A 24,453-nucleotide genomic window follows, 5' to 3' on the forward strand; every position below is an offset into this window, starting at 1 on the left:
CGCCCCTACGCTGTGCCGCCATGACGGATGCGCGGTTGCGGCGTGGGCGGGGATCCCTGGCGGTCAGTTTCTTCGTGCAGGGGGTCACCTTCGCCCTGCTCGTGACCCGAATACCGGCGATCCAGGAGCGGTACGGGATCTCGGACGGGCTGTTGCCCGCCTTTCTGGCCGCCGTGCCGATCCTCGCCGGGGTGGCGAGCGTCGTGACCGGGAAGGTCGTGGCCAGGGTGGGCTCCGCGGTGGTGCTGCGGTGGGCTCAGCCGTTCGTCCTCCTGTCGTTGCTCGCCGTGGGTACGGGGTCGGAGCTGTGGCAGGCGGCTGTCGCCCTGGGGCTCTTCGGGCTCGCGGTCGGTGCCCTGGACGCCTCGATGAACATGCTGGGCGTCAGCCTCCAGCGGGCGTACGGGCGGAGCATCATGCTCGGTTTCCACGCCTCGTACAGCCTCGGGGGGATCCTCGGGGCCTCGCTGGCCTGGGTGGGGGCCCACTGGCATCTGTCGCTGTCCGTGTCGTACCTGCCGGTGGTGGCGGTGCTGCTGCCCCTCGCGCTTATCGGGAGCCGGTGGTACGCGGCCGGCGGTGACGCGCCCGTCGTGGAGGTGGGGGAGAGCAAGGGGAGCGGTGTCGCCTTCAAGCTGCTGCTGCCGCTCTGTCTGGTGATGACCTTCGCGTACATCGGGGACTCCACCGTCTCCAACTGGAGTGCCAAGTACCTCCAGGACGTGCTGGGCAGCTCGGAGGAGGTGGCGACCGTGCCGTACAACGCGTACATGGTGACGACGCTGCTCGGGCGGGCCGTGGGGGACTTCGGGGTGCGCCGGCTGGGGGCCGCGGTGGTCGTGCGGGCCGGGGCCGTGCTCGCCGCGCTCGGGTTCGCGGTGGTGGCGGTGGCGCCGGGGGCCTGGGTGGGGATCGCCGGGTTCACGGTGCTCGGGCTCGGGCTGAGCGTGATCGTGCCGCAGACCTTCGCGGCGGCGGGGCGGCTGGCGTACGAGAACCACGGTCCGGGGGCCAGCGACGCGGCGGTGGCGCGGCTCAACGTCTTCAACTACGTCGGATTCCTCATCGGGTCGCCCCTGGTGGGGGCGCTCGGGGACACCTGGAGCTATCGGGGGGCCATGCTGGTGCCGATGGTGCTGGTCCTCGTGACGGTGGTGTACGCCACGTCGTTCGGTGCGAGAGCGGCCCGATACGGTGGCGGGCATGAGCGGCCGCGCACTGTTGATGTGGGATGAAGCTGTCACGCAGTACGACTTCGGGTCCGAGCATCCGATGGATCCGGTACGGCTCGCGCTGACGATGTCGCTGGTGCGGGCCTACGGGCTCGACCGGGCGGTCGACGTGGTCGCGGCGAAACCCGCCGGGGACTCGACGCTGCGGCTCGTCCACCGCGAGGACTACGTGGCGGCGGTGCGGGCCGCGTCGGCGGATCCGCGCCGTGCCGACCAGGCGTACGGGCTCGGTACGGTCGACGATCCGGCGTTCGCCGGGATGCACGAGGTGTCGGCGCTGATCGCCGGCCAGTCCGTGGGCGCGGCGGAGGCGGTGTGGCGCGGGGAGGCCACGCACGCGGTGAACTTCGCGGGCGGTCTGCACCACGCGATGCCGGGGGCGGCCTCGGGGTTCTGCATCTACAACGACGCCTCGCTGGCGATCGCCCGGCTGCTCGAACTGGGCGCGGAGCGGGTGGCGTACGTGGATGTGGACGTGCACCACGGGGACGGGGTGCAGGCGGCGTTCTGGGAGGACCCCCGGGTGCTGACGGTCTCGCTGCACGAGCATCCGCGGACGCTGTTCCCCCAGACGGGGTGGCCGGAGGAGACGGGCGCGGCCGGGCCGGGCGAGGGCGGGGCCGTGAACGTGGCCCTGCCGGCCGGGACGGGCGACGCCGGGTGGCTGCGGGCCTTCCACGCGGTGGTGCCGGAGCTGATCGCGGACTTCCGGCCGCAGGTGCTCGTCACGCAGCACGGGGCCGACACGCACTTCGAGGACCCGCTGGCCCATCTGGCGGTGTCGCTGGACGCGCAGCGGGCGGTCCAGGAGGCGTGTCACGAGCTGGCGCACGCGTACGCCGACGGGCGCTGGCTGGCCCTGGGCGGCGGCGGGTACGCGGTGGTGGACGTCGTACCGCGGTCGTGGACGCATCTGGTGGGGATCGCGGCGCACGCTCCGGTGGATCCGGAGTCGGTGATCCCGTCGTCCTGGCGGGACGAGGCGTACGCGCGGACCCGGCAGCCGGGGCCCCAGCGGATGACGGACGGGCGGTGGCCGGTGGGCTTCCGCGCGTGGTCCGAGGGGTACGACCCGGCGGACCGGCTGGACCAGGCGGTGCTCGCGACGCGGAAGGCGGCCTTTCCGTTGCGGGGACTGCTCGCCTAGGGGAGCCGCCGCCCGAGTGGGGGACACCCCGGGTCGTTCTGGTGGGCGTTACGCCGACTGTGCGGTGTCCCCGGGGTTTCGGCTCCGGGGGAGGGGGGTTCCGGCAGCATCGGGAGGGTGTTGAGTACCGGAGCGCTGCGGGCGCATCTGTTGGCGGCGGGGTTGGCGGGCACGGTGGCGACGTCGCGGGAGGAGAGTCTGCGGAGCTATCGGCTCTTCGCCGCGCGTGATCCGCGGGTGCTCCTGGGGCTCGATCCCACGCGGGGGTGGGATGAGGCCGATCTGTTGCGGTTGATGGCCGACAAATGCGGGGTGTCGGACGATCCGGAGCACCGGTCGGGGCCCGATGTCATCGATCCCGAGCGTACGTTGAGGGGGCTCGACGCCTTCGCGGCGCGGTTGGGGGCGGCGGCGGCGCGGCGGGTTCCGGTGCTCATCGGGACGGGTCATCCGCACCGTCTGCTCGGTTTCTACGTCGCTCTCGCAGACGCTTTGTCGGCGGCGGGATGTCCTGTTCTCACCCCGGCGCAGGGGCGATGTGTCGACATAACGACCCGGTTCGGCGTACGCACGCACCTTCTCGACTACGTCCGGGGGGTCGCACTGGTGCGAGAGCCGGGGCCGTCGGGGGGCGGGCGCGAGCCGGGGGCGCACTCCCACTCCCCGCTGCCGGTTAGGGCCGCTCTGGAGAGCGCGGCCGAGGGCGGCGGGCCGCTGCCGGAGCTCGTGGTGGGGGATCACGGATGGGTCTGCGGGGCAGGTCAGCTGGGTATCGAGGCCATCGGTCTCGCCGATACGGATGATCCGGCACTGTTCGTCGGTGAGGCGGAGGGGCAGGTGTCGGTGGCCGTTCCGCTTGATGACGGCGTGCGCTCCGCCTCCTACCGCCCGCTGACTCGCTATGTACTCAATCGAGCGTGTCTGTCACGGTAAACGGCTGGTGGCAGCTCCTCTTCCCCACTCGTACCACCCGCCCCTAGTCTGGAGAGTGAGCGCTCGGCGACGAAGAGTCACCGGAGGGGAAGCCGGTGGGCGTCGCGGCGGAAGGTACAGGTGGGTCATGGCTGCTGGCGAACGACCTCTCAACGAGGTCAAGTTTCTGACCGTGGCGGAAGTCGCCTCGGTGATGCGCGTTTCCAAGATGACCGTGTACCGCTTGGTGCACAGCGGTCATCTGCCGGCGATCCGGGTGGGCAGGTCCTTCCGGGTGCCGGAACAGGCGGTTCACGAGTACCTGCGGGAGTCCTTCGTGGGGGTGGGGACCGCGTAGCGCGAGCGCGGCGAACAACGCCGGGAAAGCTCCGTATGTCCCTCGGATTACAAGCGGAGTGCTCGGGACGGTAGGCTAGGCCGACGTAGGTCGTGTGGGCCCAGACGCCCCGCACCGATCCCCGCCGGGAGGCGGGGATGTTCCGAGAAGTGAGCGAGGGTAGTCGTGGGCTCTGTTATCAAGAAGCGGCGCAAGCGGATGGCGAAGAAGAAGCACCGCAAGCTGCTGAAGCGCACGCGCGTTCAGCGTCGCAACAAGAAGTAAGGCGACCGCTGCACCGCAGCATTTCGCGCCAAGCGTGGCCCTTCACCGTTCGCGGTGAAGGGCCACGCTTGTTTGCGCGGAAATCTTGAGGCGCTACGGTGGCGACCAACGGAAGACGGACGGAAGGCGCTGATCTTGGGCAAGGTCGTGCTCGTCACCGGTGCCGCCCGGTATCTCAGCGGCCGCTTCGTGCGGCGGATCCAGCGGGATCCGGAGGTGGAGCGGGTGATCGCGGTGGACGCGGTCGACCCGGCGCACCAGCTCGGCGCCGCCGAGTTCGTACGGGCGGACATCCGCCGGCCGGAGATCGCCAAGGTCCTCGCCGAGCACGACGTCGACACGGTGGTCCATCTGGACGTCACCGGTACGGCGCTCGGCGGCGGCGGCCGTACGTCGGTCAAGGAGACCAACGTCATCGGCACCATGCAGCTCCTGGGGGCCTGCCAGAAGTCACCGCGGATCAGCCGGCTCGTGATCAAGTCCAGTACGAGCGTCTACGGCTCCGCGCCCCGCGACCCGGCGGTCTTCACCGAGACGACGCCCGCGAAGTCGCTGCCCAGCGGGGGCTTCGCGAAGGACGCCGTCGAGGTCGAGGGGTACGTACGGGGCTTCGCCCGGCGCCGTCCGGACGTGGCCGTGTGCGTGCTGCGGTTCGCGAACATCCTCGGGCCGCGGATCGACTCCCCGCTGGCCGAGTACCTGGCGCTGCCGATCCTGCCGACCGTCCTGGGGTACGACCCGAGACTGCAGTTCGTCCACGAGGACGACGTCATCGACGTGCTGCGGCTGGCGGCGCACGAGCCCCGCAGGGCCACCCTGAACAGCGGCACCTTCAACGTGGCCGGGGACGGGGTGCTGTTGCTCTCCCAGTGCGCGCGGCGGCTCGGCCGTCCGACGGTGCCGGTGCTGCTGCCGGCGGTCACCTGGGTGGGGACGGCGCTGCGTACGGTCGGGATCACCGATTTCGCGCCCGAGCAGATCCGGCTGCTCACCCACGGCCGGGTCGTGTCGACGGCGCAGACGCGCGAGGTCCTCGGGTTCCTGCCGCGCTACACCACGGCGGAGGCCTTCGCCGACTTCGTACGCGGCCGGGGACCCGGGCTGCTGCCTCCGGAGCTGCTCGCCGGGGCGGTGGACCGGATCGCGGGGCGTCTGGCCCCGTCGACGGTCCGGCCGCCCGTCTCTCCCGCTTCATCTGTTCCACCTGTTCATCCCGTTCACGACGGCGCCTGAGGAGACCGGACAGCGATGGCGGACGCCAAGGTCATTCCGTTCGACGACGACCGGTCGCGGGCCCGGCGACGGCCCGGCCGCACCGACGGCGAGGCGGCGGCCGTACGGGCCCTGCCAGGGCCGCAGCAGGGCCCCCAGGAGCCGCAGGGGGCCCGGGAGGGCGCCCAGGGTGCCGGGACCGCTCCGGAGGCCGGTGCGGCCAGCGCTGCCGACGCGAGCTCCGGGGCGGCGGCCGAGGCCGGTGCCGGTGCCGGGGGCGGCTGGGAGCGGCGGCTCGCGGGCGGGCTCGCGTTCCTGCGGCGCAGGGTCACCGGCGACTACGAGGTCGACGAGTTCGGCTACGACGAGGAACTCACCGACCAGGTCCTGATGTCGCTGATCCGCCCGCTGTACGAGAAGTACTTCCGGGTCGAGGTGAAGGGCGTCGAGAACATCCCGGCCGAGGGCGGGGCGCTGATCGTCTCCAACCACTCGGGGACCCTGCCGCTGGACGGGCTGATGATGCAGGTCGCCGTCCACGACCACCATCCGGCCGGGCGCCACCTGCGGCTGCTCGCCGCCGACCTGGTCTTCGTCCTGCCGGTCGTCAACGAGCTGGCCCGCAAGGCGGGGCACACGCTGGCCTGCGCGGAGGACGCGGAGCGGCTGCTGCGCGCCGGTGAGATCGTCGGCGTGATGCCGGAGGGCTTCAAGGGGATCGGGAAGCCCTTCGGGGAGCGGTACAAGCTCCAGCGGTTCGGTCGGGGCGGATTCGTCTCGACGGCGCTGCGGGCCGGGGTGCCGATCGTGCCCTGCTCGATCGTCGGGGCCGAGGAGATATACCCGATGATCGGGAACGCCAGGACGCTGGCGCGGGTGCTCGGTTTCCCGTACTTCCCGCTCACCCCGACCTTCCCCTGGCTGGGGCCGCTCGGGGCGCTGCCGCTGCCGACGAAGTGGACGATCCAGTTCGGGGAGCCGATCCCGACGGACTCGTACGCGCCGGAGGCGGCGGAGGACCCGATGCTGATGTTCAACCTGACGGATCAGGTGCGGGAGCAGATCCAGCACACGCTCTACAAGCTGTTGGTGCAGCGGCGGTCGGTCTTCTTCTGAGCGGAGTGACGGAGGAATCCGAGCCGGCGAAGGAAGAAGGGGCGCCCCCCGTCCGCGGGGGCGCCCCTTCTTCTTGTCAGCGAGCGTCCTCGCTGTCGATGCCGAGGCCTGGAAGCAGGCCGGGCAGGAGTGGCGGAAGGGTCACGTCGGGCACGTCGGGCGGCGCCTGGCCGCCGGACGGGACCGCCGGTGTCCCGGACGGGGAGGGCTTGAGCAGTCCGCCGGCGCTGCCGCCGAGGATGCCGTCGTCCTCCGGTGAGTCGGTGCCGCTGTCCGCGCTCGGGCTGGTGCCCGTGCTGGGGCCGGACGGGCGGGGCGGTGCGGAGTGGCTGCCCGAGGGAGGAGCCTCGTCGGCGGACGGCGGACGCTGGGTGTCCGTGCCCTGGGGGTTCCTCGGTGCGCTGGGGCTGCCGCTGGGGCTCTCCGAGCCGATCGCGCCCTTCTCCGGGGTGCGGGGGAGCACCGACTGGAGCGGTTCGACGTCTTCGTTCATGGCGTCGAAGACGTGTGTCACCTCGCTGCCGACGTCCGCCAGCTGGACGGGGAGACGGTCGCGGAGGCCGTTCCAGGTGTCCCGGTGGGCCTGGGCGAAGGAGTTGAGCCGGGCCATCGGGGCGATCTTGCCGTCCCGGTCGTACGCCTGACGGAGCAGGCGGTGGCCCTCGGTGGCGTCGTGCTTCACTCCGCCGAGGACCCGGCGGATCTCGGTGAGGGACTCGTGGTCGAGATCGCCCGAGCGACCGCGCTCCATGAGCCGACGCGCCTCGCTGAGGCGGGTGGACGCCTGGTCGAGGTAGATGCCGCCGCGGTCCGCGTCGTCGTCCGCCATCCCCAGCTTGATGTCTTCCATGCCTCGCTTGAGCCCGTAGAGCGAGTCACCCGGAAGCGCGTCGGAGCTGGCGGCTGCCACGCCGCCGAACGCGCCCGCCGCGACGCCGACCGTGAGGCCGCCGGCGGCGAGCCCCTTCGACCAGCGTGAGCGGGGACGCAGTTTCCGCAGCGGGGACGCCCGGTGGGCTCCCTTGCCGCCGGAGGTGCGCTGCTCGGGCACCGTTGGTCCCGCGGCCGCGCTCCCCTCCATGAGCATCGCTTCCATGGCGGCGACGAGCTGAGCTCGCTGCACCACCTTGACCTCGGGGTCGAGCTGTGGCTTCGGCAGTTCGCCTAGGCCGTTCGCCAAGGCCAACAGCCGCCCCTGCTCGGCCGGTTCGGCCGGGGCTTCGGGCTGCTCGGCCGCCGCGTCCTCGGACGCCCGGTCCTCCATGGCTTGGGCGAAGGCGTTCGCCCGCCGGTGCGCCGATACGTTCGCGATCACTGGCGGCACCTCCTCTCGTCATGACGGTCGACTCCCCGGGGTGTCCGGAAGGTTGCACACCTTGAGCGCATCCACACGAAAGAGTGAGTGGCTGCGGACATGGCGTGTCCACAGGGAGCCTGCATCCCGCACAACGAGCGGCGTGGCACTTGGGTTACGCGCGAAAGATGATCCGACCAGTGCGTCATCGAGGCGTCACCGACTGTGAGTTGGACGGGGGTCGTGGGGATGTGGGGGGAGGGGTCGCCGCGGGGGCGCCGACCGGGGTGTGGGGGCGCGTGTGGGGGGCGCGAACCGGTCAGCGGGCGTCGTCCGGGAGGAGCCGGGCCAGGGTACGGACGGCCCGGTACTGGAGGGTCTTGATGGCCCCCTCGTTCTTCCCCATGACCCGGGCGGTCTCGGCGACCGAGAGGCCCTGGAGGAAGCGCAGGGTCACACACTCCTGCTGCTGGGGGTTGAGGCGGCGGACGGCGTCGAGGAGTGCGGCGTTGGAGAGGGACTCCAGGACGGAGTCCTCCGGGCTGCGCTCGACCTCGTTGGCGTCGAGCATCTCGCCGGTGGTGACCTCCAGCCGGAAGCGGCTGGACTTGAAGTGGTCGGCGACCAGGTTCCTGGCGATGGTGACGAGCCAGGCGCCGAAGTCGCGGCCCTGCCAGGTGAAGGTGGAGATCCGGCGCAGGGCGCGCAGGAACGTCTCGCTGGTCAGGTCCTCCGCTGTCGCCTTCCCGCCGACGCGGTAGTAGATGTAGCGGTAGACCGTGTCGCTGTACTGGTCGTACAGGCGGCCGAAGGCCTCGGCCTCGCCCGCCTGGGCGCGCTCGACCAGGTCCATCATGCGAGCGCTGTCGCTGTCGGCGGTGGGGCGGCGGGCGGGGGTCGAGGTTCCGGAGCGGGCACCGCGTCTGCCCACGGCGGCGCTGCCGTCGGCCAGGGCATAGCAAGGGCCGGCGGGTGCCGGGGCGGCGAAGGCGAATGCGGGGACAGGGCCGGCGTACGCGGTGGGGACGAAGCCGCGCAAAAGGTCGAGGACCGTTGCGCGCAGCGTAGCCAGGCCCGAGGTGTCAACCCCGACGTGTGGGTACACGGGACTCCCAGAGGCAGAGCTTCCATCACGTGCAGTGCGGGACCGTTCACCCGTCGTGACGACGTGAGGGGTCCTTTGTGCGTCTGAGGAGAATAACGCTTCGTACAGGCAGCGCTACACCCAGTTGCTCAAATCACCGGTTCAGTCGGTTCTGTTACTGCTTGTAGTCACATCAAGGCGCAGTTTGTGACCGGTTGTTGATCGATTTGCTTTCGACTGTGACAGCGTGGGCGTTGCGTTGTGCTCAAGTGCGGGACCGGTGAGTGATCGGGGCCGCTGCGGGGTAAGGAGCCCCGAATGCCTGGGAGTCGACCTGTGCGGTGCTGTTCGACCACGGACGGGTGAGGCCGCCTGGTCCGGGGTTGTCGCAGATGATCGCAGCCGAAACGTATCGGCAGACCTTCCGGGGTGCCGGAGGCGCGTCGCGGGGGAGAGGGGGGCCGGGGGGTCAGTGGCGGCGGCGGTGCAGGGCGACCGCGGCGGCCGTGCCGCCGGCCAGCGCCCCGAGGCCCGCCGCGGCGGGGATGCCGACCTTGGCCGCCTTGCGGCCGGTCCGGTAGTCGCGCAGCCGCCAGTCCCGGGCCTTCGCGTGCCTGCGGAGCTTGGTGTCCGGGTTGATCGCGTACGGGTGCCCGACGAGCGAGAGCATCGGGATGTCGTTGTGCGAGTCGCTGTACGCGGCGCAGCGGCTCAGGTCGAGCCCCTCGGCGGCGGCGAGGGCCCGTACCGCCTCGGCCTTCGCCGGTCCGTGCAGGGGCTCGCCGACCAGCTTGCCGGTGTAGACGCCGTCGACGGACTCGGCGACCGTGCCGAGCGCGCCGGTCAGGCCGAGCCGGCGGGCGATGATCGTGGCCGTCTCGACCGGGGCGGCCGTGACCAGCCAGACCTTCTGGCCCGCGTCCAGGTGCGCCTGGGCGAGGCCCCGGGTGCCGGGCCAGATGCGGTCGGCCATGTACTCGTCGTAGATCTCCTCGCCGATGCTCGTCAGTTCGGAGACGCGGTGGCCCTTGACGATGGACAGGGCGCTGTCGCGGGCGTCCTGCATGTGCTCGGGGTCCTCGATGCCGGCGAGCCGGAACCAGGCCTGCTGCCAGGCGAAGCGGGCGAGCTCGCGGCGCTGGAAGAACTTCCGCTTGTACAGCCCCCGGCCGAGGTGGAAGATCGAGGCGCCCTGCATCACCGTGTTGTCGAGGTCGAAGAAGGCCGCGGCCCGCACGTCGCCGACGACCGGGAACTCGGGTTCGACCGGAGCCTCGGCCTCCGCGGCCGCCTCCTCCCGCTCCTGTTCCAGCTGGAGCGAGGACTTGCGCGCTGCCTCGGCAGCGGCCTCGCCTGCGAGGACGCTGCGCGCGGTGGCGGAGCGCCTACGAGGGGTGAGCCATCCCAGAGCGGCCATGTCGTGAGCATAGCCAGTCTGTTCGGAACTTCCTGACTTGTGGCGATGCCGCGGCGTGAACACTGTGGGGCTCCCCCGTTAATCGGGTCCCGTCCCGCCGGAGCGGTGCTCGGCGCGGCCGACGGGACAGAATGGACGCCATGTTCGGACGGACGAAGAAGAAGACGGACGCCGGGGCGCGCACCGTGACGCTCATCGGCAAGCCGGGATGCCATCTGTGCGACGACGCCCGCGCGGTCGTGGAGACCGTGTGCGCGGAGACGGGGGCGCGCTGGGAGGAGAAGGACATCACCCGGGACGAGGAGCTCCACCGGGCGTACTGGGAGCAGATTCCCGTCGTCCTCGTCGACGGCGAGCAGCACACCTTCTGGCGTGTCGACGCCGGGCGGCTCCGGCGCGAACTGGGTGCGTGACCGAAAGACGGTTACCATCATGGACGTTTTGTTGGGCTTCGGGGGTCGCGTCGTGAGGAGTGTGTGCGATTTTGCCCCCTTTGGGTTCTCAACGCGCTGACCCCCTCCCTGGTTCCGTGATGACAGGAACCAGCCGCGTGACCCCGGTCACTTTGGGCGGACAAAACGGACACCATCTTTGTGCACGCGTTCACAAAGACATAGCCTGCATTCGACGGGGCGGTCTTGGGACATATGGCCGCCTGCAGCCCCGCTCATCCCGCAGGAGCACCGTGGCAACTGGCCGAACTCACCGACCGGCGACCCGTAGCCGAGGAATTCCCGAGGCCACCGTCGCCCGGCTTCCGCTGTATCTCCGCGCACTCACCGCGCTCTCGGAGCGCTCCGTACCCACGGTCTCCTCCGAGGAGCTCGCGGCCGCGGCAGGGGTCAACTCCGCGAAGCTGCGCAAGGACTTCAGCTACCTCGGCTCCTACGGCACCCGCGGTGTCGGGTACGACGTCGAGTACCTCGTCTACCAGATCTCCCGTGAGCTGGGGCTCACCCAGGACTGGCCGGTCGTCATCGTCGGCATCGGTAACCTCGGCGCCGCGCTCGCCGGCTACGGCGGCTTCGCCTCCCGTGGCTTCCGGGTCGCCGCGCTGATCGACGCCGACCCCGCCATGACCGGCAAGCCCGTCGCCGGGATCCCCGTGCAGCACAGCGACGAACTCGAGAAGATCATCGAGGAGGACGGCGTCTCCATCGGCGTCATCGCGACCCCGGCCGGCGTCGCCCAGCAGGTCTGCGACCGGCTCGTCGCCGCCGGAGTCACCTCCATCCTGAACTTCGCCCCGACCGTGCTCTCCGTGCCCGACGGCGTGGACGTACGCAAGGTCGACCTCTCCATCGAGCTGCAGATCCTCGCCTTCCACGAGCAGCGGAAGGCCGGCGAGGAGTCGAACGCCGAGACCGGTACGGACCCGGGCGCCGAGGCGGAGACCGCCGCGGCCGCCGCACCGCCCGCCCCCCGCGGCGCCACCGGCGCCGGCCGCAAGGGACCCGACGGGGACGTCCCCGCCGTGATGCCGGCATGAGTCTCCTCGTCGTCGGCCTCAGCCACCGCAGCGCCCCGGTCTCCATCCTGGAGCGGGCCGCGCTGCCGGCGGACACCCAGGCCAAGCTCCTCCAGGACACCCTCGCCGCCGAACCGGCCGCCGAGGGCACGGTCCTGGCCACCTGCAACCGCATCGAGCTCTACGCCGACGTGGACAAGTTCCACGCCGGCGTCGCCGAGCTGTCCACGCTCCTCGCCCAGCACAGCGGCGTCGGCCTGGACGAGCTCACCCCTTATCTCTACGTGCACTACGAGGACCGGGCCGTCCACCACCTCTTCTCGGTGGCCTGCGGACTCGACTCCATGGTCGTCGGCGAGGGCCAGATCCTCGGCCAGATCAAGGACGCCCTCGCGCTCGGCCAGGAACTGCACACCGCCGGCCGCCTCCTCAACGACCTGTTCCAGCAGGCCCTGAGGGTCGGCAAGCGCGCCCACAGCGAGACCGGGATCGACCGGGCCGGGCAGTCGCTCGTCACCTTCGGACTCGAGCAGCTCGCCGACGGCACCGACGTCGACACCTGGGCCAAGGGCAAGAAGGCGCTCGTCATCGGCGCCGGCTCGATGTCCTCGCTCGCCGCCGCCACGCTCGCGCGCTCCGGCGTCTCCGAGATCGTCATCGCCAACCGCACCCTCGCCCGCGCCGAGCGGCTCGCCCAGATCCTGAGCGAGGCCGGGGGAACGGGCGTGGCCGCCCACGCGGTCGAGATGGTTGCCGTCGGCGACGAACTGACACGTGCCGACGTCGTCGTCTCCTGCACCGGCGCCACCGGACTCGTCCTCACCGGCGACGACGTGGAGAACGCCGTACAGGGCCGCCGCACCCCGCTCGCCCTGCTCGACCTCGCCATGCCCCGCGACATCGACGCCGCCGCCCACCGGGTCCCCGGAGTCCGGCTCGTCGACATCGAGTCGCTCGCCGAGGCCTCCGCCGACGCGCCCATGGCCGCCGACGTCGACCAGGTGCGCGGCATCGTCTCCGACGAGGTCGCCGCCTTCGGCGCAGCCCAGCGCGCCGCCCACATCACCCCCACCGTCGTCGCGCTGCGCACCATGGCCGCCGACGTGGTGGCCGGCGAGGTCGCCCGGCTCGAGGGCCGGCTGCCCGACCTCGACGAGAAGCAGCGCGCCGAGATCACCCAGACCGTGCGACGCGTGGTCGACAAGCTCCTGCACGCGCCGACCGTGCGGGTCAAGCAGCTGGCCAGCGAGCCCGGCGGCGCCGGGTACGCGGACGCGCTGCGGACACTCTTCGACCTCGACCCGGAGACGGTGGCATCCGTCAGCCGGGCCGACCTGAATGACGCCGACGTCAAGAACCGAGGGCGAGTATGACCGAGAGGGCACTGAGGCTCGGGACCAGGCGCAGCAAGCTCGCCCTGGCCCAGTCCGGGCATGTGGCCGACGCCGTCCGGCGGCTGACCGGCCGGCCCGTCGAGCTCGTGGAGATCACGACATACGGGGACACCTCCCGGGAGCACCTCGCGCAGATCGGCGGCACCGGCGTCTTCGTCGCCGCCCTGCGTGACGCGCTGCTCGCCGACGAGGTGGACTTCGCCGTCCACTCCCTGAAGGACCTGCCGACCACGCTCCACCCCGATCTGGTGCTGGCCGCGATCCCGGAGCGCGAGGACCCGCGCGACGTGCTGATCGCCCGCGACGGCCTGACGCTCGACCGGCTGCCCAAGGGCGCCCGGGTCGGCACCGGATCGCCGCGACGCATGGCCCAGCTCCACGCGTACGCCCGCAGCCACGGCCTGGAGATCACCTGCGTCCCGATCCGGGGGAACATCGACACCCGGGTCGGCTACGTACGCAGCGGAGAACTCGACGCGGTGGTCCTCGCCGCGGCAGGCCTCAACCGCATCGGCGGTACGGAGGAGCTCACCGGCTCCCTGTCGCTCGACCACCTGTCGGTCGACTCCGTCCTGCCCGCCCCCGGCCAGGGGGCCCTGGCGATCGAGTGCCCGGCGTCCGACGCCGCGCTCGTCGCCACGCTCGCCGAGCTCGACGACCCGCGCACGCGGGCCGCCGTGACCGCTGAGCGATCCCTGCTCGCCGCCCTGGAGGCCGGCTGCTCCGCACCTGTGGGTGCGCTGGCCGACCTGTTGGCCGACGACCCCGGTCACGGGCAGGTTGTCACCGAAATGCGCCTGCGCGGCGTCGTCGGCACCACCGACGGCTCGACGCTGGTGCAGCTGTCCACCACCGGACCCGTACCCACCTCGCACGACGAGGCCATGGCGCTCGGACGCGAACTCGCGGACGAGATGCTCGCCAAGGGTGCGGCCGGTCTTATGGGGGAGCGAGCACTTTGAACCCCACCAGCCCGACCACCAGCCCGCTGTCCCCGGCCTTCGCGGGCCATGGGCACGTCACATTCCTCGGCGCAGGCCCCGGTGACCCCGGCCTCCTGACCCTCAGGGCCGTGGAGGCCCTCGCCGGAGCGGATGTCCTGATCGCCGAGCCGGAGGTCCTCGAAGTCGTTCGCGGCCACGCGCGCGCGGGGGTGAGCACGCCGGAGCTGACGGTTGTTGACGAGGCGTCAACAACCGCCGGTGTCCCCGTGTTGAGGGACGCGGCCAATCTTGTCATGGAGGCCGCGAGGGGCGGCAGGCGGGTCGTCCGAGCGGTGACCGGCGACCCCGGCCTCGACGGGAACGCGGGAGCCGAGATGCTCGTCTGCGCCGCCGAGGGCATCCCCTTCGAGGTCGTCCCCGGTGTCGCCACGGCCGTCGGCGTACCCGCGTACGCCGGTGTCCCGCTCCGCGACGCCCAGGGCACCGACGTGCGCTTCGTCGACGCCCGCACCGCCGACGAGCGGTGCTGGACCGAGGTCGGCGCCTCCGACGGCACCGTCGTCGTCTCCACCTCGCTCGACTCGGTGGCGGCGGCCGCCGGTGAACTGGTGGCGGCCGGCCGTAAGCCGGACACCCCGCTCACCGTCACCATCGCCGGCACCACCACCCGCCAGCGGACCTGGAACGCCACCCTCGGCACCATCGCCCAGGTCTTCAAGCAGGGCAAGGTCCTCCCCTCGCCCGAGGGCCACCGGCCGGTCATAGCCGTGGTCGGCGAGCGCAGCGCCCCGGCGCAGCGGGACCAGCTGTCGTGGTTCGAGTCGAAGCCCCTCTTCGGCTGGCGCGTCCTCGTACCGCGCACCAAGGAGCAGTCCGCCTCGCTCTCCGACCAGCTGCGTTCGTACGGGGCCGTGCCGCACGAGGTGCCGACCATCGCCGTCGAGCCGCCGCGCACCCCTCAGCAGATGGAGCGCGCGGTCAAGGGCCTGGTCACCGGGCGCTACGAGTGGATCGCCTTCACCTCGGTCAACGCGGTCAAGGCGGTGCGGGAGAAGTTCGAGGAGTACGGGCTCGACGCGCGCGCCTTCGCCGGGATCAAGGTCGCCGCGGTCGGCGAGCAGACCGCCGCCGCGCTCGTCGACTTCGGTGTGAAGCCGGACCTGGTGCCCAGCGGTGAGCAGTCCGCCGCCGGGCTCCTGGAGGACTGGCCGCCCTACGACCCGGTCTTCGACCCGATCGACCGCGTCTTCCTGCCGCGGGCCGACATCGCCACGGAGACGCTGGTCGCGGGCCTCATCGAGCTCGGGTGGGAGGTCGACGACGTCACCGCCTACCGGACCGTACGGGCTTCGCCGCCGCCGGCGGACACGCGGGAGGCGATCAAGGGCGGCGGGTTCGACGCGGTGCTCTTCACGTCGTCCTCCACCGTGCGGAACCTGGTCGGTATCGCCGGGAAGCCGCACAACGTGACCGTCATCGCGTGCATCGGTCCCGCCACGGCGAAGACCGCCGAGGAGCACGGGCTGCGCGTGGACGTGCTCTCGCCCGAGCCGTCCGTGCACAAGCTGGCGGAGGCGCTCGCGGACTTCGGGACGCGGCGACGGGAGTCGGCGCTGGAGGCGGGCGATCCGGTGACGCGGCCCAGCGAGCGGCGGCCGGGGGCGCGGAGGCGTCGCACGACCTAGGTGGTGCTGCCGCACGGCCTGGGCGGTACTTGGGGCGGGGCCTTTCGGGCCCCGCCCCGTTCGCGTGCCGGGGGCGGCACACGGTGTCGGTGGAGCGAGGGCGTCGGGAGGCACCACCGTGTCGGTGGAGCGGGCCCACGTGCGGCGATGCCGTGTGGGTGACGTGGGGCTGCCGGGCGGCACACCGTGTCGGTGACGTGAGGCTGTTCGGCGGCGACACCGTGTCGGTGACGTGAGGCTGTTCGGCGGCGACACCGTGTCGGTGACGTGAGGCGGCCCGGCGGCAACACCGTGTCGGTAAAACCACTGTTTGGGCGGGCGTAGCCTCGGGTTTATGAACTCGTACGGATCCTTTCCCGGGGCGCGCCCGCGGCGGCTGCGGACGACGCCCGCCCTCCGGCGGATGGTGGCCGAGACGCGGCTGCACCCCGCCGATCTGATCCTCCCCGCGTTCGTGCGCGAGGGGATCACCGAGCCCGTGCCCATCCAGGCCATGCCGGGCGTCGTCCAGCACACGCGCGACACGCTGCGGAAGGCCGCCGTCGAGGCGCTGGAGGCGGGGGTCTCCGGGATCATGCTCTTCGGCGTTCCCGACGACGCGAAGAAGGACGCCGCCGGTACGGCGGGCACCGACCCCGACGGAATCCTCCAGCTCGCGATCCGCGACGTGAGGTCCGAGGTCGGCGACGAGCTGGTCATCATGTCCGACCTGTGCCTCGACGAGTTCACCGACCACGGGCACTGCGGCGTCCTCGACGCCGACGGCCGCGTCGACAACGACGCCACGCTGGAACGTTACGCCGAGATGGCCCAGGTCCAGGCCGACGCCGGCGTCCACGTCGTCGGCCCCTCCGGAATGATGGACGGCCAGGTCGGAGTGGTCCGCGACGCCCTCGACACCATCGGCAGGGAGGACGTGTCGATCCTCGCGTACACCGCGAAGTACTCCTCCGCCTTCTACGGCCCCTTCCGTGAGGCCGTCGGCTCCTCTCTCAAGGGCGACCGCAAGACCTACCAGCAGGACCCCGCCAACCTCCGCGAGTCGATGCGCGAGCTCGCCCTCGACCTGGAGGAGGGCGCCGACATGGTGATGGTGAAGCCCGCCGGGCCCTACCTCGACGTCCTCGCGAAGGTCGCCGCGTCCGTGGACGTGCCCGTCGCCGCCTACCAGATCAGCGGCGAGTACTCGATGGTCGAGGCCGCCGCCGAGAAGGGCTGGATCGACCGCGACAAGGCGATCATGGAGACCCTCACCGGAATCCGCCGGGCCGGCGCCCGGATGATCCTGACCTACTGGGCCACCGAGGCCGCGCGGAACCTCAGGTCGGCTCGCCACTGAGGGCCGTCCGGCGCACTCTGGAGAGGTAGCCGACAGGTACCTCGCTGGAGGTGGTCCTCATGACGCACACGCTTGTCGGATGGCACGTGGAGATGGAGTTCCAGGAGGAAGGCGACCGGACACGGGCCGCGGCCATGGTCCGGCTCTCCGACGGCACCGAGTTCCGGGCCCACGGCACCGCCAACCGGCACCCCTCCGACCCGGACCAGCTGAGGGTGGGCGAGGAGATCGCCGGCGCACGCGCGCTGATGGACCTCGCCTCCCAGCTGCTCCAGAAGGCCCACACGGAGATCGACCAGGTGTCGGGCCGGACCTCGCACACCCTCCGCTGACCCCCGACGAAGATCCGACGAAGATCCGACGACGAAGCCCCCGGCACGGTGTTCCGTACCGGGGGCTTCGCCCTTTCGCCGTGCTGCGGGGCCGTCAGAGGCGCTCGGGCGTCCGGATGCCCAGGAGGGCCATGCCCTGGTGGAGCGTGCGGGCGGTCAGATCGCAGAGGAAGAGACGGTTCTCCGCGACCTCCTGCGCCGGTGCGGGCTTGATGACGGGGCACTGGTCGTAGAACGTCGTGTACAGCGATGCGAGCTGGTACAGGTACGCGGTGAGCTTGTGCGGCGCGTAGTCCGCGGCCGCCTCGGACACCGTCTCGGCGAACTGGTCCAGGTGCAGGCCGAGCGCACGCTCCGCCGGTGCCAGCTCCAGCTCCGGGTGAGCCAGCGGCGTACGGTCGCCCGCCTTCCCGAAGATCGACTTGATCCGCGCGTACGCGTACTGGAGGTACACCGAGGTGTCGCCGTTCAGCGAGACCATCTGGTCGAGATCGAACTTGTAGTCGCGCGCGGCCGACGTCGACAGGTCGGCGTACTTCACCGCGCCGATGCCCACGTACCGGCCGTTCTCGACGATCTCCGCCTCGCTCAGGCCCACCTTCTCGGCCTTCTCGCCCACGACCGTCGTCGCCCGGTCCACGGCCTCGTCCAGCAGGTCCACCAGCCGGACCGTCTCGCCCTCACGGGTCTTGAACGGCTTGCCGTCCTTGCCGAGGACCGTGCCGAAGGCCAGCTGGACGGCCTTCACGTCGTCGTTCAGCCAGCCGGCCCGGCGGGCCGTCTCGAAGACCATCCTGAAGTGCAGCGACTGGCGGGCGTCGACCACGTACAGCAGGGTCGTCGCCTTCAGGTTCCGCACCCGGTCCCGGATCGCGGACAGGTCCGTCGCCGCGTAGCCGAAGCCGCCGTCGGACTTCTGGACGATCAGCGGGGTCGGGTTGCCGTCAGGACCCTTCACGTCGTCGAAGAAGACACACAGCGCGCCCTCGGAGCGGACGGCGACGCCCGACTCCTCCAGGATGGCGCAGGTCTCCGCCAGCATGTCGTTGTAGCCGGACTCGCCGACGACGTCGGCGTCCCGGATGTCCATGTCGAGCTTGTCGAAGACCGAGTAGAAGTAGATCTTCGACTCGTCGACGAACCGCTGCCAGAGGGCGAGCGTCTCCTCGTCACCGGCCTGGAGGTCCACCACCCGGGCGCGGGCCCTCGTCTTGAACTCCTCGTCGGAGTCGAAGAGCGCGCGCGAGGCCTTGTAGAGCCGGTTCAGGTTCGACATGGCCTCCTCGCCGGAGACCTCGCCGCCGTCCTCGGCCTGGTGGTCCAGCTCGTGCGGGTGCTCGATCAGGAACTGGATGAGCATGCCGAACTGGGTGCCCCAGTCGCCGATGTGGTGCCGGCGGACCACGCTCTCGCCGGTGAACTCCAGGATCTCGACCATCGCGGCACCGATGACGGCGGAGCGCAGGTGCCCGACGTGCATCTCCTTCGCCACGTTCGGCTGGGCGTAGTCGATGACCGTCGTGCCCGCCGACTCGTTGAACGGCACGCCGAGCCGCGCGTCGGCGGCACGGGCCGCGAGGGTCCGCACGATCGCCGCGTCCGTCACCGTGATGTTCAGGAAGCCGGGGCCCGACACCTCGATCTCCGCCAGGACGTCGTTCTCCGGGATCGCGGCGACGACCTGGGTCGCCAGCTCACGCGGGTTCCCCTTGAGCTTCTTCGCGAGCGCCAGGATGCCGTTGGCCTGGAAGTCGGCCCGGTCGCTTCGTCGCAGCAGCGGGTCGGCGGAGCCGGCATCCGGCAGAGCCGCCGAGAGGCCGTCCGCGAGGCGCTGCTGCACGGTCGAAGCGAGGGAAGGGACCGAGGCCATGAGCTTCCGTTCCTGTTGAGTTCGTCAGGTCTAATTCGCTTGTCAAGTGTCCCACGGGAGCGCAACGTGATTTCCCCGCCTGTGGACAACCTCGGGCAGCACACGATCTCCGGCTGTGGACAACCACGGAGTGCGCTCTTCCGTCTGGGAGAATGGCTCACGTACGACTGTCAGGCAGCACTCCTCAGGAAGAAGGACGTACCGACCGTGGCTCAGAGCAGCACCGAGACCGACTGGGTCTCCCGTTTCGCGGACGAGGTCATCGCCGAGTCGGAGCGACGTGCGCCTGGCAAACCGGTCGTCGTCGCCTCCGGCCTCTCCCCGTCCGGCCCGATCCACCTCGGCAACCTCCGCGAGGTCATGACCCCGCACCTGGTCGCCGACGAGATCCGCCGCCGCGGACACGAGGTCAGGCACCTGATCTCCTGGGACGACTACGACCGCTTCCGCAAGGTGCCGGGCGGCATCGAGGGCATCGACGCGTCCTGGGCCGAGCACATCGGCAAGCCGCTGACCTCCGTCCCGGCCCCCGCCGGCTCGTCCCACCCGAACTGGGCCGAGCACTTCAAGGCCGCCATGGTCGAGGCCCTGGCCGAGCTGGGCGTCGAGTACGACCCGATCAGCCAGACCGAGCAGTACACAGCCGGTACCTACCGCGAGCAGATCCTGCACGCCATGAGGCACCGCGGCGACATCGACGCCATCCTCGACCAGTACCGGACGAAGAAGGCGCCGAAGAAGCAGTCGCAGAAGCCGCTCGACGAGGCGGAGCTGGAGGCCGAGGAGGGCTCCGGCGCGGCGAGCGAGGACGACGGCTCCGGCGGCACCTCGGGCTACTTCCCGTACAAGCCGTACTGCGGACGGTGCGAGAAGGACCTGACGACCGTCACCTCGTACGACGACGAGACCACCGAGCTCGCCTACACCTGCGCCGACTGCGGCTTCGCCGAGACCGTGAAGCTCAGCGAGTTCAACCGCGGCAAGCTGGTGTGGAAGGTCGACTGGCCCATGCGCTGGGCGTACGAGGGCGTCATCTTCGAGCCCTCCGGCGTGGACCACTCCTCGCCCGGCTCGTCCTTCGTCGTCGGCGGCCAGATCGTCCGCGAGATCTTCGACGGCGTCCAGCCGATCGGTCCCATGTACGCCTTCGTCGGCATCAGCGGCATGGCCAAGATGTCCTCCTCGCGCGGTGGCGTCCCGACCGCCGCCGACGCGCTGAAGATCATGGAGGCGCCGCTGCTGCGTTGGCTGTACGCCCGCCGCCGGCCGAACCAGTCGTTCAAGATCGCCTTCGACCAGGAGATCCAGCGGCTCTACGACGAGTGGGACAAGCTGGAGGCCAAGGTCGCCGACGGCACCGTGCTGCCCGCCGACGCCGCCGCGCACTCCCGTGCCGCCCGCACGGCCGCGGGCGAGCTCCCGCGCACCCCGCGCCCGCTCCCGTACCGGACGCTCGCCTCGGTCATGGACATCACCGCGGGCCACGACGAGCAGACCCTCCGCATCCTCACCGAGCTCGACCCGGAGAACCCGGTCAGCACGCTCGACGAGGTCCGGCCGCGGCTCGACCGCGCCGAGAACTGGATCACCAGCCAGGTCCCGGCCGACCAGCGCACCATCGTCCGCGAGGAGCCCGACACCGAGCTCCTCGGCTCCCTCGACGACGAGGGCCGTGAGTCGCTCCGCCTGCTCCTGGAGGGCCTCGACACCCACTGGTCGCTCGACGGGCTCACCACCCTCGTCTACGGCGTCCCGAAGATCATGGCCGGTCTCGACCCCGCGGCCAAGCCGACGCCCGAGCTGAAGCTGGCGCAGCGCGCCTTCTTCGCCCTGCTCTACAAGCTCCTCGTCAGCCGGGAGACCGGGCCGCGTCTGCCCACGCTGCTCCTGGCCGTGGGCGCGGACCGGGTGAGGAAGCTGCTCGGCGCGTGAGCGTGTGACGCGAGTGCGTGACCTGAGGGAGTGACCTCGGCGTGCGAGAGGGCCGCCGCCCGGAATCCGGGCGGCGGCCCTCTCGCTGTGCGCGGGGTTTGTCAGGGGGTGTCGAAGTCGGCCATCTCCCGCTGGATGCGCTGCTCGATCCTGGGGGCCAGCTGACGCAGGGCGTCGACCTCGGTGTCCGGGAACTCGGGGAGGCCGTAGTGGTCCGCGACCAGCCGCTGGAGCTCGCCCTCGGCCGGGAACTGGTTGTTCTCGTGGGCGTACGACCACGTGAGCTTGTAGACGGCCTCCTCGAAGTCGTCGACCGGGGGCTCCGGATCGACGTACTCGGGGTACTCCTCGAAGCTCTGGGGGCCCTGCTCCTGCCGGGGGTCGGGGAGCGGGGCCTCCTCGGGGCCGAGCGGCACCGCGACCGGCGTCGGCTCCAGGCCCTCGACGAACTGGGGGGCGTACGCCGTCTCGTGGGCCTCCGACGGAAGCTGCGGCGACTGGAACCACGGGCTGTGGTGGTTCGGCGGCTCGGACGGGTCCTGCACCGGGCCCTGTGAGGGCCCCTGTGCCTGACTCTGTGCCTGGCCTTGCGCCTGAGCCTGAGCCTGACCTTGGCCCTGCGGCTGAGGCCGGCCCTGTGCCGGGCCTTGTGCCGGGCCTTGTGCCGGGCCCTGGCCCTGCGTCGGGCCCTGGGGGAGCTGCGGCTGACCCGGCTGCGGCAGCTGCTGCGGCTGGGGAGCCTGCGCCACCGGCTGAAGCTGCGGCTGCTGCGCCGACTGCTGCAGCTCCACCTGCGACTGCCCCTGAGCGGGCAGCACCGCCGGCTCGATGCCGGCCGCCGCGAGACCCGCCGCCGCCGTCTCCGCCAGCGGCACGCCGTACCGCGCGAGCCGCAGCGGCATCAGTGCCTCCACCGGCGCCTTGCGACGCCAGCTCCGCCCGTAACGGGCCTGGAGACGCGCCTGGTAGATCAGCCGCTCCTGCTCCAACTTGATGACCTGCTCGTAGGAGCGCAGCTCCCAGAGCTTCATCCGGCGCCACAGCCGGAACGTCGGCACCGGGGAGAGCAGCCAGCGGGTGATCCGGACACCCTCCATGTGCTTGTCGGCCGTGATGTCCGCGATCCGGCCCACCGCGTGCCGCGCGGCCTCGACGGCCACGACGAACAGCACCGGGATCACCGCGTGCATGCCGACGCCCAGCGGGTCGGGCCAGGCGGCCGCGCCGTTGAAGGCGATCGTCGCCGCCGTCAGCACCCAGGCCGTCTGCCGGAGCAGCGGGAACGGGATGCGCAGCCACGTCAGCAGCAGGTCGAGGGCGAGCAGTACACAGATGCCCGCGTCGATGCCGATCGGGAAGAAGTACGAGAAGGTGCCGAAGCCCTTCTGCAGAGCGAGCTCGCGCACGGCGGCGTACGAACCCGCGAAACCGATCCCCGCGATGATCAGCGCACCGGCGATGACGAGGCCGATGAGTATCCGGTGTGTGCGTGTCAGCTGCATCGCGGCCACCCGCGATCCCTCCCGTCAATCGACATCTCGCGCGCACAGAGTGGCACATGTGAACGAAGCCCGGCCCCCGGGGGAGGGACGGGCTCCGCTTATACGTGTCGCTCTGTGCGGGTTTGTGCCTACTTGTTTGCGGCCGCGACCGCTGCCACGGCCTCCTTGGCCGCCTTCACCGCGCCGTCCATGACCGTCTTCTCCGACGGGGTGGCCGCGCCCGCGTATCCGGCGCCGTTGTACGAGAGCAGCACCAGCACGTTGCCCGTGCGCGCCACGATCGAGCCGTAGACGAAGTCCTCGTCGGTCTTGCGTACCTGGTACGAGACGGACGTCGCCTCGTCGCCGATCCCCGTGGCCGTCGTGGTGCGGAGCTTCTTCGCGCTCGGCGTCGCCTCGATCTTGGCGAGCTCCTTGGCGAGGTTCTCCCGCGCGCGCTCCTGGCCGCTGCCGAGCGAGGAGTCGGAGTCGTACCGGTAGAACGACACGTCGAGCCAGCGGTACTGAGAGCCCTTCACGCCCTTGTCGTCGAGACCGTTCCACGAGCAGCCGCCGCGGCTGGCGAGGTCGCTGGAGACGGCAGGCGTGCCGCTCTTCGTCTTCGCCTTGGGCACCAGCGCAGCCGTCGTCTTCGCGGTGACCGCCTTGCAGGCCTGCGGCAGCTTCGCGAACCTCGCCGGCTCGACGGCCTTCGTCGTCTGCGAGGGCGAGGGGGTCACCGAGGCCGACGCGCCCGCCTTGTCCTTCGAACCCGAGCCGGAGCCGCTGTCGCTCGAGTCCGAGGAGCAGCCGGCGACGACGAGCATCACCGGGACGGCGGCGCAGGCGAGTATGCGGGTGAGTCGCGGGGCTGATCGCTGCATGGTTCCTTCAGTCGCTTGTCGTACGGTCCGGCCGGTGCTCCGGCGGCCACGGGTACGGCCACGGCGTGGGGCCACGGGTACGCCGACACGTTACGTGGTCGCCGTCCGCTCGCGGAGCGGGTGCGGAGGGCTACTCCTCCAGGCGCTCGGCGAGCAGCCGGGCCAGACTCCGGGCCCTTTCCTGCAGTTCCAGGCTGTCGGGGGCCTCGGCGGAACCGGTGGTCTGCTCCTGGTAGGAGATGGTCACGATGACGTTGGATGTGCGGAACACCACGCTGACGGCGCGCTGATGGCCGTTCGCGCCGACCGTGCTCAGGACGTCGTCGAGGTACGCGATGTCCCCGAGGCCCTCCAGGACGCGCGGTTCGAGACCCGTGGCGGCGGGGTCCGCGGGGGTGGCGCCGGAGGCGGGGGCGGTGGTGCCCTTCGTGGCCTTGCCGGGCGGGCTCGTGGCCGGCGGGGTGCCGCCCGGGGTCTGACCGGTCGCCGTCGACGAGCCGGAGGGCGTCGGCGTCGGGGTGGTCCGGGACAGCGGGATGCCGGCCGCGACCTGCTTGCGGGCGTAGACGTCCTGCGCCCGGTCGTCGTCGCTGATGGTGGTGTCGTACGAGACGACCCGCTCGATGTCGAGCGCGAGCCGGTGCGAGATGTCGGGGGTGTCGGCCCGCCACGTGCAGCCGACGCGCCGGTCGGTGTCGTACGTCACGGCGGCGACGCCGCGGTACGCCTGGTCGCGCTCCGGGTCGGCCAGGGCCGCGGCGCCGGGCAGCAGGTCCTTGAGCGTGCCCTGGGGGACGGCGCCGCAGGGCTCGAAGAGCGTGCGGTAGCGGCCGGGCGGCGCGACGGGCGCGGCGGGGCCGGCCTTGGCGTCGACGGCGATGTCGCCGGCCGGTGTGCCGGAGGAGCAGCCGGTGAGGCCGATTCCCAGGCCGAGGCCGAGTGTGAGGACGACGGCGGTGCGAGCCGCGGACCCGGTGCGGCCGGGGGCGTACCTCTTTCGCTGCACGGTCCCAGGCTCCCTTCTCCCGAAGTCTTTCCCGAAAACTGTTTGCCGCGCGAAGCCGGCCGATGGACACAATGTCTATCGC

At 71.3% G+C, this 24,453-nt stretch carries 22 protein-coding genes; 15 read left to right on the plus strand and 7 right to left on the minus strand.

The window, feature by feature from the left end; translation table 11 throughout:
• Positions 1-20 precede the first annotated feature (20 nt).
• The 7 genes from ACRRSS_RS01860 (at position 21) to ACRRSS_RS01890 (ending at position 6,241) form a co-directional block, all read left to right on the plus strand.
• Positions 21-1,235, plus strand: a complete 1,215-nt coding sequence (locus ACRRSS_RS01860) for an MFS transporter (RefSeq protein WP_435969468.1) — start codon at positions 21-23, stop codon at positions 1,233-1,235.
• The gene (locus ACRRSS_RS01865) at positions 1,204-2,379 is read left to right on the plus strand and encodes an acetoin utilization protein AcuC (RefSeq protein WP_435969469.1); all 1,176 of its coding nucleotides are present in this window, start codon (positions 1,204-1,206) and stop codon (positions 2,377-2,379) included. Before ACRRSS_RS01860 ends, ACRRSS_RS01865 begins: the two co-directional genes overlap by 32 nt.
• Positions 2,380-2,496: 117 nt before the next feature.
• The gene (locus tag ACRRSS_RS01870) at positions 2,497-3,312 is read left to right on the plus strand and encodes a phosphatase (RefSeq protein WP_435969470.1); all 816 of its coding nucleotides are present in this window, start codon (positions 2,497-2,499) and stop codon (positions 3,310-3,312) included.
• Between the two features lie 127 nt (positions 3,313-3,439).
• Positions 3,440-3,649, plus strand: a complete 210-nt coding sequence (locus ACRRSS_RS01875) for a helix-turn-helix domain-containing protein (RefSeq protein ID WP_015034391.1) — start codon at positions 3,440-3,442, stop codon at positions 3,647-3,649.
• 165 nt (positions 3,650-3,814) lie between these two features.
• Positions 3,815-3,913, plus strand: coding sequence for a 30S ribosomal protein bS22 (locus ACRRSS_RS01880; RefSeq protein WP_003948845.1), 99 nt, complete (start codon positions 3,815-3,817; stop codon positions 3,911-3,913).
• 135 nt (positions 3,914-4,048) lie between these two features.
• Positions 4,049-5,146, plus strand: a complete 1,098-nt coding sequence (locus ACRRSS_RS01885) for an NAD-dependent epimerase/dehydratase family protein (protein WP_435969471.1) — start codon at positions 4,049-4,051, stop codon at positions 5,144-5,146.
• Positions 5,147-5,161: 15 nt separating this feature from the next.
• Positions 5,162-6,241, plus strand: a complete 1,080-nt coding sequence (locus ACRRSS_RS01890; RefSeq protein WP_435969472.1) for a lysophospholipid acyltransferase family protein — start codon at positions 5,162-5,164, stop codon at positions 6,239-6,241.
• 76 nt (positions 6,242-6,317) lie between these two features.
• Here the strand turns inward: ACRRSS_RS01890 and ACRRSS_RS01895 are convergent, their stop codons facing one another.
• The 3 genes from ACRRSS_RS01895 to ACRRSS_RS01905 all read right to left on the minus strand — a co-directional run bounded on the left by ACRRSS_RS01895 (position 6,318) and on the right by ACRRSS_RS01905 (position 10,036).
• A complete protein-coding gene (locus ACRRSS_RS01895; protein ID WP_435969473.1) occupies positions 6,318-7,556 on the minus strand; it encodes a DUF5667 domain-containing protein in 1,239 nt (412 codons plus the stop codon).
• 298 nt (positions 7,557-7,854) lie between these two features.
• Complete coding sequence (locus tag ACRRSS_RS01900; RefSeq protein ID WP_073818370.1) at positions 7,855-8,640, minus strand: ECF subfamily RNA polymerase sigma factor, BldN family; 786 nt, start codon at positions 8,638-8,640, stop codon at positions 7,855-7,857.
• Between the two features lie 448 nt (positions 8,641-9,088).
• Positions 9,089-10,036, minus strand: a complete 948-nt coding sequence (locus ACRRSS_RS01905) for an HAD family hydrolase (RefSeq protein WP_435969474.1) — start codon at positions 10,034-10,036, stop codon at positions 9,089-9,091.
• 131 nt (positions 10,037-10,167) lie between these two features.
• On the opposite strand from ACRRSS_RS01905, the gene ACRRSS_RS01910 reads away from it, so the two are divergent.
• From ACRRSS_RS01910 to ACRRSS_RS01940, 7 genes are all read left to right on the plus strand, one after another.
• The gene (locus ACRRSS_RS01910) at positions 10,168-10,449 is read left to right on the plus strand and encodes a glutaredoxin family protein (protein ID WP_435969475.1); all 282 of its coding nucleotides are present in this window, start codon (positions 10,168-10,170) and stop codon (positions 10,447-10,449) included.
• Between the two features lie 272 nt (positions 10,450-10,721).
• Positions 10,722-11,525 (plus strand): redox-sensing transcriptional repressor Rex, encoded by an 804-nt coding sequence (locus ACRRSS_RS01915; RefSeq protein ID WP_435969476.1) that lies wholly within the window; start codon positions 10,722-10,724, stop codon positions 11,523-11,525.
• Complete coding sequence (locus ACRRSS_RS01920; RefSeq protein ID WP_435969477.1) at positions 11,522-12,877, plus strand: glutamyl-tRNA reductase; 1,356 nt, start codon at positions 11,522-11,524, stop codon at positions 12,875-12,877. Before ACRRSS_RS01915 ends, ACRRSS_RS01920 begins: the two co-directional genes overlap by 4 nt.
• The gene (gene hemC / locus ACRRSS_RS01925; protein WP_435969478.1) at positions 12,874-13,860 is read left to right on the plus strand and encodes a hydroxymethylbilane synthase; all 987 of its coding nucleotides are present in this window, start codon (positions 12,874-12,876) and stop codon (positions 13,858-13,860) included. Before ACRRSS_RS01920 ends, hemC begins: the two co-directional genes overlap by 4 nt.
• On the plus strand, positions 13,857-15,527 hold the full coding sequence (locus tag ACRRSS_RS01930; RefSeq protein ID WP_351897107.1) for a uroporphyrinogen-III synthase: 1,671 nt from the start codon (positions 13,857-13,859) through the stop codon (positions 15,525-15,527). The genes hemC and ACRRSS_RS01930 overlap by 4 nt, the downstream gene beginning before the upstream one ends.
• A 334-nt stretch (positions 15,528-15,861) precedes the next feature.
• On the plus strand, positions 15,862-16,866 hold the full coding sequence (hemB, locus tag ACRRSS_RS01935) for a porphobilinogen synthase (protein WP_435969479.1): 1,005 nt from the start codon (positions 15,862-15,864) through the stop codon (positions 16,864-16,866).
• A gap of 59 nt (positions 16,867-16,925) precedes the next feature.
• Positions 16,926-17,198: a DUF1876 domain-containing protein gene (locus tag ACRRSS_RS01940; protein WP_435969480.1), complete on the plus strand. Its 273-nt coding sequence runs from the start codon at positions 16,926-16,928 to the stop codon at positions 17,196-17,198.
• Positions 17,199-17,292: 94 nt separating this feature from the next.
• Here ACRRSS_RS01940 and argS read toward each other — a convergent pair whose 3' ends face one another.
• On the minus strand, positions 17,293-19,068 hold the full coding sequence (gene argS / locus ACRRSS_RS01945; protein ID WP_435969481.1) for an arginine--tRNA ligase: 1,776 nt from the start codon (positions 19,066-19,068) through the stop codon (positions 17,293-17,295).
• 207 nt (positions 19,069-19,275) lie between these two features.
• On the opposite strand from argS, the gene lysS reads away from it, so the two are divergent.
• The gene (gene lysS, locus ACRRSS_RS01950; protein WP_435969482.1) at positions 19,276-21,000 is read left to right on the plus strand and encodes a lysine--tRNA ligase; all 1,725 of its coding nucleotides are present in this window, start codon (positions 19,276-19,278) and stop codon (positions 20,998-21,000) included.
• A gap of 101 nt (positions 21,001-21,101) precedes the next feature.
• Here the strand turns inward: lysS and ACRRSS_RS01955 are convergent, their stop codons facing one another.
• The 3 genes from ACRRSS_RS01955 to ACRRSS_RS01965 all read right to left on the minus strand — a co-directional run bounded on the left by ACRRSS_RS01955 (position 21,102) and on the right by ACRRSS_RS01965 (position 24,371).
• The gene (locus tag ACRRSS_RS01955; protein ID WP_435969483.1) at positions 21,102-22,511 is read right to left on the minus strand and encodes a DUF2637 domain-containing protein; all 1,410 of its coding nucleotides are present in this window, start codon (positions 22,509-22,511) and stop codon (positions 21,102-21,104) included.
• A gap of 119 nt (positions 22,512-22,630) precedes the next feature.
• Positions 22,631-23,365 (minus strand): DUF3558 domain-containing protein, encoded by a 735-nt coding sequence (locus ACRRSS_RS01960; RefSeq protein ID WP_435969484.1) that lies wholly within the window; start codon positions 23,363-23,365, stop codon positions 22,631-22,633.
• A gap of 130 nt (positions 23,366-23,495) precedes the next feature.
• Positions 23,496-24,371, minus strand: coding sequence for a DUF3558 domain-containing protein (locus tag ACRRSS_RS01965; protein WP_435969485.1), 876 nt, complete (start codon positions 24,369-24,371; stop codon positions 23,496-23,498).
• Positions 24,372-24,453 lie beyond the last annotated feature (82 nt).

It is taken from the genome of Streptomyces sp. Qhu_M48 (assembly GCF_051305195.1).
Taxonomy (GTDB): Bacteria; Actinomycetota; Actinomycetes; order Streptomycetales; family Streptomycetaceae; genus Streptomyces.